This is a genomic window from Bacillus sp. HMF5848 (genome assembly GCF_003944835.1).
Taxonomy (GTDB): Bacteria; Bacillota; Bacilli; order Bacillales; family HMF5848; genus HMF5848.
Map to the genome: position 1 here is coordinate 962084 of NZ_RWIV01000001.1, position 15120 is coordinate 977203.

The 15120-nt window shown below is 36.2% G+C and carries 14 protein-coding genes, 1 tRNA gene and 1 pseudogene; 11 read left to right on the forward strand and 5 right to left on the reverse strand.

What is annotated here, in order from left to right; all coding sequences use genetic code 11:
- Positions 1 to 95 precede the first annotated feature (95 nt).
- The 3 genes from EJF36_RS04665 to EJF36_RS04675 all read left to right on the forward strand — a co-directional run bounded on the left by EJF36_RS04665 (position 96) and on the right by EJF36_RS04675 (position 983).
- Positions 96 to 512 carry an ATP-binding protein gene (locus tag EJF36_RS04665; protein ID WP_125905208.1) on the forward strand — a complete coding sequence of 139 codons (417 nt, stop codon included), beginning with the start codon at positions 96 to 98 and terminating at the stop codon, positions 510 to 512.
- A gap of 11 nt (positions 513 to 523) precedes the next feature.
- Complete coding sequence (locus tag EJF36_RS04670; RefSeq protein ID WP_125905209.1) at positions 524 to 895, forward strand: STAS domain-containing protein; 372 nt, start codon at positions 524 to 526, stop codon at positions 893 to 895.
- A 14-nt stretch (positions 896 to 909) separates the two neighbouring features.
- Positions 910 to 983 (forward strand) — tRNA-Arg (locus EJF36_RS04675).
- A gap of 58 nt (positions 984 to 1041) precedes the next feature.
- On the opposite strand, the pseudogene EJF36_RS04680 reads toward EJF36_RS04675, so the two are convergent.
- A pseudogene (locus tag EJF36_RS04680) lies at positions 1042 to 1251 on the reverse strand (IS4 family transposase); the annotation flags it as partial.
- Between the two features lie 434 nt (positions 1252 to 1685).
- Positions 1686 to 2258: a methyl-accepting chemotaxis protein gene (locus tag EJF36_RS22330; protein ID WP_458772700.1), complete on the reverse strand. Its 573-nt coding sequence runs from the start codon at positions 2256 to 2258 to the stop codon at positions 1686 to 1688.
- Between the two features lie 1073 nt (positions 2259 to 3331).
- Here EJF36_RS22330 and EJF36_RS04695 point away from each other — a divergent pair.
- A complete protein-coding gene (locus tag EJF36_RS04695) occupies positions 3332 to 4780 on the forward strand; it encodes a SulP family inorganic anion transporter (RefSeq protein WP_125905212.1) in 1449 nt (482 codons plus the stop codon).
- A 126-nt stretch (positions 4781 to 4906) separates the two neighbouring features.
- Here the strand turns inward: EJF36_RS04695 and EJF36_RS04700 are convergent, their stop codons facing one another.
- The gene (locus tag EJF36_RS04700; protein ID WP_125905213.1) at positions 4907 to 5362 is read right to left on the reverse strand and encodes a universal stress protein; all 456 of its coding nucleotides are present in this window, start codon (positions 5360 to 5362) and stop codon (positions 4907 to 4909) included.
- Positions 5363 to 5495: 133 nt separating this feature from the next.
- Between EJF36_RS04700 and EJF36_RS04705 the strand changes: the two genes are divergently transcribed.
- From EJF36_RS04705 to EJF36_RS04715, 3 genes are all read left to right on the forward strand, one after another.
- Positions 5496 to 6191: an ABC transporter ATP-binding protein gene (locus EJF36_RS04705; protein WP_125908260.1), complete on the forward strand. Its 696-nt coding sequence runs from the start codon at positions 5496 to 5498 to the stop codon at positions 6189 to 6191.
- A gap of 14 nt (positions 6192 to 6205) precedes the next feature.
- Positions 6206 to 7324: an ABC transporter permease gene (locus tag EJF36_RS04710; RefSeq protein WP_125905214.1), complete on the forward strand. Its 1119-nt coding sequence runs from the start codon at positions 6206 to 6208 to the stop codon at positions 7322 to 7324.
- 278 nt (positions 7325 to 7602) lie between these two features.
- Positions 7603 to 8637 carry a LacI family DNA-binding transcriptional regulator gene (locus tag EJF36_RS04715; RefSeq protein ID WP_125905215.1) on the forward strand — a complete coding sequence of 345 codons (1035 nt, stop codon included), beginning with the start codon at positions 7603 to 7605 and terminating at the stop codon, positions 8635 to 8637.
- A 139-nt stretch (positions 8638 to 8776) separates the two neighbouring features.
- On the opposite strand, the gene EJF36_RS04720 is transcribed toward EJF36_RS04715, so the two are convergent.
- Positions 8777 to 9196 carry a PH domain-containing protein gene (locus EJF36_RS04720; RefSeq protein WP_125905216.1) on the reverse strand — a complete coding sequence of 140 codons (420 nt, stop codon included), beginning with the start codon at positions 9194 to 9196 and terminating at the stop codon, positions 8777 to 8779.
- Positions 9197 to 9358: 162 nt separating this feature from the next.
- Here EJF36_RS04720 and EJF36_RS04725 point away from each other — a divergent pair, with 162 nt between their 5' ends.
- The 4 genes from EJF36_RS04725 (at position 9359) to EJF36_RS04740 (ending at position 13690) form a co-directional block, all read left to right on the forward strand.
- Positions 9359 to 9838, forward strand: coding sequence for a DinB family protein (locus tag EJF36_RS04725; RefSeq protein WP_185806812.1), 480 nt, complete (start codon positions 9359 to 9361; stop codon positions 9836 to 9838).
- Positions 9839 to 10141: 303 nt separating this feature from the next.
- A complete protein-coding gene (locus EJF36_RS04730; RefSeq protein ID WP_125905218.1) occupies positions 10142 to 11500 on the forward strand; it encodes a spore germination protein in 1359 nt (452 codons plus the stop codon).
- A 7-nt stretch (positions 11501 to 11507) separates the two neighbouring features.
- On the forward strand, positions 11508 to 12605 hold the full coding sequence (locus EJF36_RS04735; RefSeq protein ID WP_125905219.1) for a GerAB/ArcD/ProY family transporter: 1098 nt from the start codon (positions 11508 to 11510) through the stop codon (positions 12603 to 12605).
- Positions 12602 to 13690: a Ger(x)C family spore germination protein gene (locus tag EJF36_RS04740; protein ID WP_125905220.1), complete on the forward strand. Its 1089-nt coding sequence runs from the start codon at positions 12602 to 12604 to the stop codon at positions 13688 to 13690. The genes EJF36_RS04735 and EJF36_RS04740 overlap by 4 nt, the downstream gene beginning before the upstream one ends.
- A gap of 47 nt (positions 13691 to 13737) precedes the next feature.
- Here EJF36_RS04740 and EJF36_RS04745 read toward each other — a convergent pair whose 3' ends face one another.
- On the reverse strand, positions 13738 to 15084 hold the full coding sequence (locus EJF36_RS04745; RefSeq protein WP_125908261.1) for an aspartate kinase: 1347 nt from the start codon (positions 15082 to 15084) through the stop codon (positions 13738 to 13740).
- Positions 15085 to 15120: the final 36 nt, after the last annotated feature.

Sequence of the window (15120 nt, forward strand, 5' to 3'; positions counted from 1 at the left end):
TTTTTTTTTCAGTATACTTATATATAATTTAATATAAGTACATATTTTTGATTTCGAAATATTTTCATATGGCACAAAAATGAGGATGCTAGTATATGATACTTTTAAAATTTACCGGGTTTGTTCAGGAACTCGATTATGGTTATTATGAGACAATAATTGATGCATTGCTAAACAAAAATCAACTACAAGAAATAAAACAATTAGTAATGTTGGCTTGTCATGAAGCGATGGTAAATGTGTTCGAAGCTGGACAACGACAAACAGGAGAACAGCAGCAGATTTCGATTGAATTTGAATATAGACATGATGATTATATTTTGTTAACAACAAGGAATTATTGTGAATCTCATATTAGCTTATTACAAATCCTTGATGAAAAGAAAAATTCACAAGACCTCACAAGACCACGTGGGCGTGGTCTCATATTAATGGATGCATTTATGGATGAAATGTCTGAGTCTCGTGATGAAACGGGAAGACTTGTTTTACAATTAAAAAAGTACATTTAAGGGTGAATAAAGTGACTAAAACTGATTGCATACATGTAACAAGTGACATCGTGAAAATAACATTTACCGGAGATATGGTTTACGGACAAACAGGATTTTTACAAGAGTATAATTTGATCATTAACGATGACATTACAGGTTATATTTTCAACTTAACACATGTTAAACGTATTGATAGTACAGGCTTCGGAGCTATTGTATCACTTGCTTCAAAGCTAAAGGGAAAGAAAATATGTTTAGTAGTTTCTGATGAGTTAGTAAAGAGAATGATACAAATTACGAAACTTCACTTAGTGTTTTTTCTAGCTGATACAGTGGAGCAGGCTTTAGTATTATTGCAAAGCTCAGAGGACAATTCACTATTACCAATTGATCAATATTAATCTTATTGTGTAATGTCCCAGTAGCTCAGTAGGATAGAGCAACAGTTTCCTAAACTGCAGGTCGGAGGTTCGAATCCTCTCTGGGACGTAAATGAATATAATGGAAAGAGGCAGTTCAGTGAACTGCCTCTTTTTATAATATTAACTCAACTTTCGCAGAGTGAAATCGGCAAACAAGCCTTGATATAACTAGGAAGGCCAGATATCCACTGCTGTAGTTGACTTTTTATTAGTTTTGCAACTGCTTTGCTTGTTTGTTTCAACTCCTCTTGAATAAGCTCAATTAATTGCTGTAGTGCGACAGCCCAATCAAAGTCGTTTACTTCGTCGCACAATTCGTAGAATAGACCGCCTAGTTCATTTGGTAGTTGATTACTATGGTTGTTTTGGTCTATCATATGGGGAGCACCTCTTCTATGTGGTAGTGATTTCTCGACAATCTCACTATACCAAAGAATGAGGTGTTTTTTCATTTTTAAAACCATGTTTCATGTGCCGAGTTGATTGTAGCGGAATGCGCTCGACTCCTCAAAAATGCTTTTGCATTTTCTTCGTGCGATGTTAGCCCGAAGAAGCCTAATCAACGTCCTGCGGGAAGTAGTGGCAGGCGTGAGACCCCGCAGGCGAAAGCGAGGAGGCTCACGGCCACCCCGCGGAAAGCGAGCGCAATGGAGCGGCTCACGGCCACCCCGCGGAAAGCGAGCGCAATGGAGCGAAAATCAACGCCACTGTTTTTTTAAAATAAAAAATGCCCCAAAAACGTAAGTTTTGGGACATCCTCCTTTTTATATTAACTATTAAATTGACTGATCTTTTTAGAGAGTGTAGAGGCTAAGTTATTCACGTCGCTACTATGCTTAAGCATTTCAGATGACGATGCAGCTTGCTCTTCTGCAGATGCTGAAACTTCTTCAGCAGCCGCAGCGGCTTCTTCAATTGTTTGGCCGATGTCTTGAATGGCTCTCATAACACCATTTGCATTGTCGTCTACCTTTTGTAAGATATCTTTTACATCAAGGATTGAAGCTTCATTCTTTTTAACAACTTCAACAATTTCATTAACAGATTCCCCACCTTTGCGGACAATGGATGCTTGTCGTTTAACAACATCAATATTCGTTTCCATTGAGCGAACAGACACACGCGTTTCAGCTTGGATATCATGAATTAAGCGTGCAATTTCACTAGCAGCTTGACTTGATTGTTCAGCTAACTTGCGAACCTCGCTTGCGACTACAGAAAATCCTTTCCCCATTTCACCTGCTCTAGCAGCTTCGATACTAGCATTCAGTGCAAGCAAATTAGTTTGACCAGCAATTTCTGTTATAACATCAACTATCTTTTCAATTTCTTCTGAGCGCATGCCCAGCTTTTGAATAGCCTCAGTTGCGAAGGTTACTGTTTCGGTAAAGCTCGTCAATTGGTCGATTGCTTCACCGATAGCACTAGAAGTTCGTAAAGAAGAACTTGTAGAATCACTTGCATATTGTACACTTTCATGAATTTTACTCATTCCTGTGTCGATTTGCTGCTTTGTCGAAGTCATCATGCTATAAATCTGACTAAATTGTTCTTCCTGTGAAGCAGCGCCTTCAGATAATTGTGCTATCGTAATGGCTACTTGATTGGCACTTTCCCCAGTTTCATTAGCATAAGTGTTCAGAGAATCTGACGCTTCATGCATGTCGGTCGCTGATTGTTTAACAGAGGTTATTAAGCTTTGTGTCTGCTCAACAAAATAATTAATCTTTGTAGCTAGAAGCTCTGTTTCATCGTTTGTTTTTAAATTAATTCGTTTAGTAAGGTCAATTTCCTCACCAACAATCGAGTCAATTCCCTCTACAACAGCGTGTATCGGCTTAAGTACAAAGCGATTAATAGCATAGTTAACAAAACCTAGTAAGATTACTAGATTTACAATCAACGTAAAATATGTTTGAACGAGTGAGGTGATTTTATTTCCTAATATATTAAGTATACCTGATTCGAATAATAAATTTTGCACATAGGCAATCGGAGCACCTGCCAGTACACTAATTAATGTAGCAACAACAATAACAACACCAATTTTTCGTTTAATAGTCCATTTTATAACATGCTTTGATACTTTTCTTTTCATTGTCTCCCCCACTTTGTCGAAATATATCATATAAAGTTAACGTACTTTAACTTTGAAATATATATTTGGATATATATAACTTTAGAAAAAACAGAAATGACAGAATAATTTTTTAAAATGGTTTTTAGTAACTTCTTCAACTGTATGAGAAAACAAGAGCATTAAGGTGCTATTTTATGAAATATAATATTGGCATCGTTTTCATGGTGTTTTTCATATGAGGTATATTTTGTTATGATGACAAACGTTGTAAACGGTCTGACTTTCTTGAGAGTAGAAAGTCAAAACAATTAAATAATATATTTGGAGGTGTTACTATGCTTCAGTCAATTAAGCAAGAATGGTTTTTTAACACGCGCGCTGATGTGCTTGCAGGGATTACGGTAGCCCTTGCATTAATACCAGAGGCGATAGCATTTTCAATTATCGCAGGGGTAGATCCGATGGTCGGATTATATGCGTCGTTCTGTATAGCTATTGTGATTGCTTTTGTTGGTGGACGGCCGGGCATGATATCTGCCGCAACTGGTGCGATGGCGTTACTGATGATTACGTTAGTGGCAGATCACGGTTTGGAGTATTTATTTGCAGCAACGATTTTAACGGGTATTATCCAAATTTTAATGGGTGTATTTAAACTTGGTAGATTTATAACGTTTTTACCACAATCGGTCATTATCGGATTCGTAAATGCTTTAGCTATCTTGATTTTCTTAGCACAACTGCCACATTTTGTAGGTGCAAATTCAATCATGTTTATAATGGTTGCAGCGACTTTAGCCATTATATATATTTTACCTCGCTTTACTAAGGCTGTTCCATCAGCGTTAGTAGCTATAATTGTTATGACAGCTTTAGCGATATTTTTTAAGTTTGATTTAAAAACGGTAGGGGATATGGGAGATATTCAGAGGTCGTTGCCGATTTTCCATTTACCAATGGTTGAGCTATCTCTTGAAACGTTAAAAATTATTTTTCCTTATGCTATGACTCTAGCTATTGTTGGTCATCTTGAATCATTATTAACAGCAACAATTGTCGATGAAATGACGGAAACAAAAAGTGACAAAAATAAAGAAATGCGTGGGCAAGGTATTGCCAACGTTGTGACTGGATTTTTCGGTGGTATGGCGGGCTGTGCCATGATTGGACAGTCGGTTATAAATGTGAAATCTGGTGGGCGTGGCCGTCTATCTGCGCTAGTTGCTGGGTTGTTCTTGATTTTCTTAATACTTGTGTTAGGTGACGTTGTTAAGCAAATTCCAATGGCAGCTTTAGTTGGTGTCATGATAATGGTGTCTATTGGTACGTTTGATTGGCAATCTGTTAAAGCTTTAAAAAGAATACCAGTTTCAGATTCAGTTGTTATGGTAACAACAGTTGCTATTGTTGTGTATACTCATGATTTAGCAAAAGGCGTTATGGCTGGTGTTATTATGAGTGCGATTATTTTCGGCTGGAAAATGGCACGCATTCATGCTACAACACATATTGAAAATGAGGCAAAGGTGTATAAAGTATCTGGACAAATGTTTTTCGGCACGATGGCCCACTTTGTTGATATGTTTGACCATCAAAATGATCCTGATACAGTTGTAATAGACTTTAGTCATTCCCACGTTTGGGACCACTCGGCTGTGACAGCTATTGCAAAAGTAATTCTTAAGTATCAAAAGCTTAACAAGCGAATACAAATAGTAGGCTTAAATGAAGAAAGTCAAACACTAGTTGAAAAAGTAGGACTTGCTGCTCCAACTGGTCACTAAGTTGTATATGCAGAAAAACCGGCTTTTAGGCCGTTTATATAAAGAGAGGCACTGTATCATATATGATGCAGTGCCTTTTTTGCACTTGCTAGCGCTCGGACTATAGGGTGAAAGTAATTTATATAGTTATTTGACGACCATGACAGGGCAGCGGGCATCATGTAAAACCTTGTGGCTCACACTCCCAAACATAACCTCACCTAGCATATTTAACCCACGACTCCCCATTATTATTGAATCGTACTGTCCGGTATGGGCAAATTGGACAATCTCATCGGCAGGATTTCCTATGGCAATTTCTAAATGGATTGGGATGTTTTCAACGCTAAATATTCTTAGAGATGGTAGTAGTTTTTTGTTTACCTTTTCAGATAGTAAATCTTTTACATTGTAATGTTTATCTGCCATTTCGCTTCTTGTTGGGCCATGCTGAACAACGCATAATACCGTAATGGATACATTTTTAATAAGTTTAGCAAGCTGAAGGGCTTCTTTAGCAGCTTTTTCCCCGTGTTTAGAGCCATCTAAAGCAAGTAATATTTTATACAAAATACCTTCATCCTTTTGTTTTTTATTTAGCATAGCAGAGATTTACTCCAATTTCATGATTTATTTACTTCGATGTGTTTGTTTATTGCTCTTGTAACTTTTGTTAGCTGTAATTCGTAAATAATAATAAAGTACTGTAAAGGATGGAGCTTATAAAATGAATGCGGTGTTGAATGTACAAATAAAAAGGGCTGGATATAAAGAAAATATTCCTGTTTTAAATAATGTTAATTTTTCTATAGAAAAGGGTGAAATAGTCGGTTTGCTTGGACCGAATGGTGCTGGAAAAAGTACGATTATTAAAGGCTTGTTAGGCGTGCTACCTTATTGTGAAGGGCAAGTTGAATTATTAAATAAGCATCTATATGCATACATACCAGAGCATCCCATTTTTTATGATGATTTAACAGTTTGTGAGCATATTGATTTTGTTGGTGTATCAAAAGCGATACCAAGTGAGGAGTTAACTAGACGGTCGGAGAAGCTATTACATATGTTTGAGTTAAGTGACGTAAAACATCATTATCCCTCAACGTTTTCAAAGGGCATGAAACAAAAGTTAATGATAATTCTTGCCTTTCTATTAGAGCCTGAATTATATATTATTGACGAACCGTTTATGGGACTAGATGCGAAGGCTATGAAACGTTTTATTGATTACTTATATAAAGAGAAAGATAGACAAGCAGGGATATTACTTTGTACACATTCATTAGATACGGCTGAGCGCATTTGTGATCGTTTTTTACTATTATCAAGTGGTGAATTGATAGCTGAAGGAACGTTATCAAGTATACAAAAACAAGCTAATATCGGTGTTACTGGTTTATATGAGTGTTTTTTTGAGCTAATAGATGGGTAAGAGGAGTTTTTTTGATGAACGGTTTTCAATTATTTCGTACTAGATTAATTAAACATATTATCTATCAGTTTAATGCAATACGAACGATACTTGATTGGACAATTCTCCTATATCTATGTGTTCCAACGTTAGGTTTTGCCATTGCTGTATATTATGAGTGGTGGGTGACTACTCCCGTTTGGATGTTTGCATTAAATGATCGTGTTATTTTTGCGATCTTGCTTTTTATGACTTTAAGAGGACAATTACGAACATTTTTGTATGCTGCAGACCAAGTGTTTTTACTTCAAGATGCTCGTTTAATTAAAGCTTTAAAAGGCTGGGGAGTTTCGTATACAATTTTTTGGAGCTTTGTAAGAATAGGGTTGGTCATTATAACGCTTTTACCATACTTTCTTGTTGTGGATAATATTTCAATGTTTACATTGGTGGTCATCTATACTAGCTTTGTTATTGTGAATGTATGTGTAATAACATTAAAGCATTTTTATCAAAACTGGTGGCAACGAATTTTACTCTATTTTTTAATAAGTATCGTAATGTCGATATCATTTAATTATCATGTTATTTTCTATAGCGCATTGATAATTTTTATAATCTTAATTTTTAACTACTTGCGAAAACATTTGAAAATTAATCATAGGTATTATTATGATATAAAAATCGAAATGGAAGAGAAGCTGAAGCTTGCTAAATTTATCTTAAATGCTTCACCAGAAGCAGGTGTTTCAACGCCATTATTGTCCTGGAAAAAACCTGTGCTGTGGCGTAATTCACGTAGAATATTTAAAGATAGAACAGAGACGAATGCTCTAGTAGAGATGTTCATAAAAGTGTTTGTTAGAAACTCACGATACTCAATGTCTTATTTGCAAATCCTTGGGGTAACTAGTGTTGCTGTCATTACTTTGCCAATCTTTATCAAAATAATCGTCGCTGTTTTAGCTGCCATTTTTATTTACATATGGCTAATCAATTGCTGGCAGCTTGTGACAAGCAATAATTTTATAAAAGCTATCCAACCGGATGAGGACGTGTTTTTTGTAGCAAAGAAAAAAGCAGTGTTGATTGTTTATGTCCCAACACTTGTTTTACTTAGTCTTATAACGTGCTTTGGGATATTTGTATTGTAGCCGTGTGTAAGCACGGTTTTTATTTGTAACAAATTGCAGATTTCTAATTCTAAATCAAGATTAATATGTTGCTTCAAGCATAAGGAGTGTACAACAACCATTCGTTATCGAATCTCTCTTGATAAAAATACTAGTAATCAAATCTAGTATTATCGTCAGGTCGAATAGAGAAGATAAAATAATATTGTAAACGATTTCAAATAATTATATAATATAATGAGAACGATTTCATACATTATCTCGAGAGGTTCGGAACATCGAGATAAGGAGGTAGGATGATGGCAACAATAGAAGACGTAGCTAAGTTAGCCGGTCTATCACGTACAACAGTATCGCGAGTTATAAACAATCATCCGTATGTAACGGAAGAGAAGAAACGACTTGTACAGGATGCAATGGCTAAGCTAGGTTATGTACCTAACTCATCTGCTCGTAGTTTGCGTAGTCAAAAAACTGAGATGATTGCTGTACTAGTATCAAGAATTATGAACCCTTATTTTAGCTCGTTAATAGAAGCAATGGAGATGAGGGCATCAGATAAAGGTTACCAATTGATTGTATGTCAAACACGCTATTCACCTGAAAAAGAATTAAATTATTTAAATCTCCTCAAAACGAGGCAGGTTGACGGAGTCATATTAGCATCTATTCAAAGTGATTGGCCTTCTATTAAGCCATTTTTAGACTCTGGTCCAATCGTTCTTTGCAATGAATTCGTTGAGGATGCACAAGTGCCGATGGTCAGGCTAAATCAAATACAGGGTGCTTACATTGCAACGAAGCATCTCCTAGATTTAGGGCATAAAAGGATAGCTTACTGTTGTGGTATTTATAGAAGTAACACTGCCGTATATCGAGAGCATGGTTTTACTAAAGCTTTACAAGATAATGGTGTGGAGTTTGATGAAGATATTGCCTTTCGCAATGCACTTACTATTGATGATGGACGAAGAATTTTTCATGAAATCGCATCTTTGACACACCCGCCAACCGCTGTTTTTACAGGTAGTGATGAAGTCGCAGCTGGCTTAATAACAGAAGCTAAGCGTTATGGTTGGACTGTTCCAGAAGACCTTGCTGTAGTTGGGTATGACGATCAACAAATCGCAGAGCTTATTGAACCTACTATTACAACAGTATATCAACCAGCTAAACTTCTTGCAGAACTAGCTGTTGATATATTAATAGAAAAAATTAAGCTTAAAGTTCATAAAACACGAGAAGTTCATGAGTTCCCACTAGAGTTAATAGTAAGAAATTCAACCGTACCTCACATTGGCGTACCTGAAAATATTGTAGAGCGTAATACGTAGACTATCTTTAAAATTTTTACAGAAAAAGATTTAATACAAACCTGCATTCTCAAAAAGTACGAGGATGTGGGCTTTTTGTGTGCCACATTACCATGTATAAAAAAAGCCGATTCGAACATGTCAGAATCGGCGTCATGCATTATCTTATGCGCTTATTTTTTTTACGAAGTTCACTTATAAAAGTATCAGGATTTTTCGGAGATATAACAATGGATTTAGTATATATGCCTTTTTTGTAAGTGACAGCTAATCGTTCTAACGACAGTGCAGGGCTAGCCATCGGATTATTTGTTTCTTTAATGGTTTGAATATCATTAATATTGATGTTCCAGCGTAATGGTCCAGCTTTAACCGTTAATGTTTTGTCGTGAATAATGTATGAAGTAGTAAATATTGTCCACGATAGTACGCCATTTAAAACTAATAATATTATCCCCATCATGAGGTTAGCAGGTGTAGCTGCTTCCATCAACACTTGTACAGCAACAACAAGCATCATAATTAAAGAAAAGTAAATTAAAATCATGAGTACAGGGTCTTTTTTTGAAGAAAATTTCAATGATGTCACGCTCCTTGTAGTTAGATTATAGCAAAGTAATAGGGGACTAGCTATACGAATTCAGCATAACGAGGCTTGTTAATTTTAAAGTGTTAATTTTTTCTATTTTTCAATTATGAATATATAATGAATATGTATTACATAAAGAGAGGAGAAGATTTCATGCCGAGAAACTTACTGAAGGAAGCGCGTGAAAACCTTTTAGAAAGTGTGGAAGGTGTAAACGATACTGTTCTGAACAAAAAGCCTAGTGAAGACTCTTGGAGTATCGCTCAAGTATTACGCCATTTAATCGACACAGAGGCAATGGTGGTTACACAACTAAAAAAAGCAATCCTTGAAGAAAGTGAAAAGGTTGAGGATAAACCTCTTCAAGCTGTAGCGAGTCGTAAACACAAAGTAAAGACACCGTATGATCCCCCTACGGACTATATCGAGAAAGCCACTTTAATAAATAATCTACACGAGTCTAGGCAACAGCTTCTTCTTTTCTTAGATGAAGCGGATGAACAGTCTCTAGATAATAAATCTATGAAGCATCCAGCTTTCGGTGCGGTTAACTTAAGACAAATGATTGAATTTATAGGTTATCATGAGGAGCGTCACACAGACCAAATAGAAGAGATTAAACAATTGGTATAAAAAGAGGTAACACTACGTTTAAAACACGTAGTGTTTTTTATCGCTTAGGAAATTAATTTTTCAGCAGAGAGCAAGAAAGTCTTCCGTTACTAGCAGTTTGGACGATAGTGGGAAGCGGGATTCATTCAACGATACTTTTTCCCTCTAGCGTGGCTTTGTCCTTTCAACTCTTTGCTGGGGATGTCACCGCATTTAACCTGAAACAGAATTATGTACACTTCTTAATGGTAATAATTTGCATGTTTAGTCACATGATAACTCATACTAAATAGGGAAATGTCTAAAAAAGAGAGGTTACCATGTATGCCAAATACTCCCCCTCTTATCTCGGAAGAGGAAATTCGTTCTAGCATACAGCCGCTAGATCAATCTGCAGATATGCAGTTTCAAAAGCTTACACTAGAAGATTGTGAAATTGAATTAGCTTATTTGAAAACGGTAACGGATGCAAAAGCAATTCATGAACAGCTTGTAAAAGTTTTTTATGAAATGAACAATATAAATCGATTTAGTAGCTATATAGAAAGTCATACGGGCTTTAAAGAGATACAGTCAGCTAAACAGGTTATGGAAGATGTGCTATGTGGCTTTGTCGTTATATTTGTTTTTAACAAGGCATATTTAGTCGAACTTAGCATGTTCCGGTATAACGATTCTGAAGATGCATCAGTGGAAACTACGATACAAGGTCCACAAAAAGCGTTAAGCGAGGATATCCTTGTTAATTTAAATTTATTGCGACATAGATATCATAATCAAACACTTCGTATAGAAAATGCACCTCCAATTGGCGGGGCTAATCGCCTTAAGTCTGTTTTGTTATACGACACGAAGGCTGTTGATGAACAGCTTCTTAAAGAAGTAAAAGAAAAATTATCTAATTTAGATAACTCATTGATCCAATCCATTGGACAGCTTCAACGTGTATTTTCAATGGGAAAGAAAACACTATTTCCGATATATATGATTACGGAAAGACCTGATAGAATTATTTACAATATCGCTCGAGGAAAAGTAGTCCTACTACTTGAGGGAACATCGTTTGCTCTAGTTATGCCTGCAGTATTTTATGATTTTATGAGTTCAATGGAAGATTTATATCAACCATATTGGGTCGCTAAATTTCTTACTATATTAAGGTATACTGGGTTGATTATAAGCCTCATTTTACCCGGCGTTTATATAGGGATTACAAGCTATAATCCAGAAGTGTTTCGTGTTCAACTTGCCTTATCTATAGCTGGGAGTCGTGCCGCTGTACCGTATCCATCTTTTTTAGAGGTGCTGTTCATGCTCTTTATGATGGAAATGCTTGTTGAGGCGAGTATTCGGTTACCAAAAACAATTGGGCCTACCGCCACAACAGTTGGTGGGTTAATACTTGGACAGGCTGCAACGGAAGCAGGGCTTGTATCAAATATTATGATTATTATTGTATCGGCGGTGGCGATTTCGAATTTTGTTGTTCCAATCAATGAAATGAGTTTTGCGATGAGAGTTGTGAAATATATATTTATTGTTGCTGCCTCCCTGTTTGGCTTAATAGGTGTTGTTATTAGTCTATTGGGGTTAATCATGTACCTCGTCAATTTAAGCAGCTTCGGTCAACCTTATTTTAGAATTTATTTTAGTGAAAACATGACAATACCTAAAAATGAGTGATTTATAAATGTCTAATCTTCATTATCGATACTTTTATTATTTAGTTGCAATAAATATGTTATCAAATGTTGTTGCATATATCCCTAAAATCTTAATAGAAAACAGACTTGATGGCTCTGTTATGGCAATTGGAGTGGCAAGTGTGTTGGGATTTTCTCTGTTATTTTGGCATGTAAAGCTGATAGCTAAATTCCCCAATAAAACAATATTAGAGATTATGGAAGGCCGTATAAATATGCCTGTTACAGTCGTGGTAAGTTTTTTATATGGCTTACTCTGGCTTGTAGCAGGTCTTGTTACAGTTGTTGCTTTTTCAACTATAACGAAGCGATTTATTAATCCCGAGATACCTGAAGAAGGTATCGCAGCGTTATTTTTAATACTCGTTTGTGCAGGAGCATTACTTGAATCAAAGAGAGTATTATATATGCTTGAAGTAGTCCTTGTATTAAACCTTCCCTTCTTAGTTCTGTTGTTTATTAAAGCCTATGCCAATAATTACTTTCAGTGGGACGCAGTAAGGACAGTCTTGACACATTATGCAGACATTCCATCGTGGTATACTTTGTCAGCTGCTGCGTATACAATCTCAGGTTTTATTAATATCATGATATTTAATAGTGGATTCAAGGAGCTAAAGCCGAAATTTATATATTTAGTGCCTCTTGTTGCAATAGCAAATTTATTTACTACTTTAATGGTGCCAATAGGCTTCCATGGTGTAGATGGGGTGGAGGATTATAATTACATATGGATAACGACGAGTGACGCACTTCGCTTTGAATTTGGCTTTGTTGAGCGCGTCGTATTTGTCTTTTTATTGATTTATATATCCATTTCCTTAATGAGTGTAATTATCCATTGGCATGTGGCTGTTGAGTTTTTTAAATCACACTTACCAAAGATTAAAAAAAATAATAAGCCAAGAATACAATATGTAATTGTGTTAGTTTTTAGCGGGATTACCATTTTAGTCATCCACTATTTTAACGAAAACACTATATTAATTTTAACAAAATTATGGCTTAGTTTATTAATTCCGTTTGGTTTATTAGCTAATATCCTTTTAACATATCTCGTGCGAAAGGAGCATAAAAAAATATGAAATATATTCTTGTTTTTATATGCTGTCTTTTGTTTACGGGCTGTGGGTTTAAAGACATCGATAAGCGTTTTTTTGTTGTAGCAGTAGGTATTGATAAAGATAAAGAGAAAGAAGAAAATTACTTGATTCATTTAAAGCTTGCTATAACTACCACTGAGCAAAAGATGGGAGAGAGTAATTCAATCGTTGTGTCAGAATCGGCAGAAACTATCACGGAAGCCGTTCGTATTATTAAGTCTCGTGTCGACAAAGAGTTAGATTTTGGACATGCAAAGATGATACTTTATGGAGAAGACGTTGTTAAAGAGGATATCCGAAATGTGTTAGATTGGTTTCTCAGGCGCCGTGATATTCAGCAAATAGCATGGATCGGGATTGGTAAGCCAACGGCAAAAGATATTCTTGAGCTTCAGCCAAAATCTGAGAATATCCCAGGTAATGCGTTATTTTTAGGTTTTGGATATTCAGGGACAGAAACACCGTATGTTGCTTCTAACTATTTGTTCAATTTTCGTCGGTCCTTATATGAACGAGGCATAAGTGCTTATTTACCTATTGTTAGCGTAAAGGATGATTTGTTTAATATTAATACAATGGCGTTGTTTGAAGACTTTACTATGAAACATGTGTTGAGCAAGGACGAAACAAGAATTCTTTATGCGCTCATGTCTGATATTTCGAAGGTTGATATAGATATTGAAGAGGAAGAAGGGTTTAAATTTATCTTGACCCTTGACCACGTAAATAAAGAGTATCAGATTGTTACGCCAGTAGATCGTCAACCGTTTATAGATATGAGAATTAGCCTTGAAGGTATTGTAGAAGAGGCAACAAAAGAGTTAACTAGAGATGAAATTGAAAAATTAAATAAAATTGCTTCAAATGTTGCAGAGGAACGTGTGTTGAGTTTACTGAAAAAACTGCAGGGAAAAAAGCTAGATCCTTTTGGTTTTGGTCTTCGCTATCGAGCTACTCATCGCGGTGAGGAAAGTGAGAAAATAGAAAAGTGGCTTTCAATTTATCCGAACATTGATTTTCGTGTGAGTGTAGATGTGAATGTGGAAGGAACAGGTGTAATTGAGTAAAAAACACGCTGACTCGCAGCGTGTTTTCTTAAGGTTGGTAGTATAACTTAATTGAAATATACATTATATAATGCCTGAACAGCGTTATTGAGATCGCACTCTTTAACACCAAACATCATACTCACTTCTGAAGAGCCCTGGTTAATCATATCGATATTAACATTTGCTTTCATGAAGGCAGTGGTAGCTTTTGATGCTATTCCGATTGTGCTAGTCATACCTTCACCAACAACCATGATAATAGCCTGGTTGTGCTCAATCGATATATCATCTACTTCAAGCTCTGTTCGAATGCGATCTAGTACACGACTCTCTACTTCACCATTTAGTTGATTAGAACGTAAAATAATGGATAAGTTATCAATACCAGATGGCGTATGCTCATACGAAATACACTCGTCTTCAAGTATTTGAAGCAACTTACGCCCAAAGCCTATCTCACGGTTCATCATGTATTTACTTACATATACCGTACAGAATCCTTTGTCGCTTGCAATCCCAACAACGGGCTGCTTACTATGCTCGCGGGTAGATAAGATTAGTGTACCAGGTGCGTCTGGGTTATTTGTGTTTTTAACACAAACGGGAATGCCTGCGTGATATACTGGCTGTAGAGCTTCATCATGAAATACACTAAACCCAGCGTAAGATAACTCTCGCATTTCGCGATATGTTAGTTCTTTAATGTCTTGAGGGTTTTGAACAATATTTGGGTTCACACAATAAATAGAATCAACATCAGTGAAATTCTCATACAAGTCTGCTGTAACACCTGCCGCAACAATAGAACCAGTAATATCCGATCCTCCACGAGGGAAAGTGACAAGTTCGCCACCTATTGTATAGCCAAAGAACCCAGGTATTACAATGATACCTTCCATGTTCCGTAATTGACTCAAATTATCATACGTTTCAGGAAGAACTTGTGCATTACCAGGTTCATCACTTACTAAAATCCCAGCATGTTTAGGATTCATATATGTAGCTCTGTGTCCAAGGTGCTGTAAATAATGAGCCATTAATCGCGCATTATTGTCTTCTCCACTAGCTTTTAGATTATCAAGTAGTCGTGGCGAATTTTGATATGCTGAAATGGTCTTTTCTAATTGTGCCCTGATGTCAGCAATTATGGTAGTTGGCAATTCAAGGCCTAGCGCAATCTCCTCGTATCTATCCAGTATTTGCGTAAGCTGAGTTTGATAGTCTTCTCCAGTACTGATTGATTGTGCTAATCCAATCAGCATATCGGTCATCTTAATGTCATCTTTTGAACGCTTACCAGGTGCCGATACAACAACAAATTTTCGATTTACATCTGATGTAACAATAGATGCCACCTTTTTAAACTGTCCAGCACTCGCTACAGAACTCCCACCAAATTTTACTACTTTCATCATCGAACACCTTTCTATCTGTAAAAGTTTGATTCT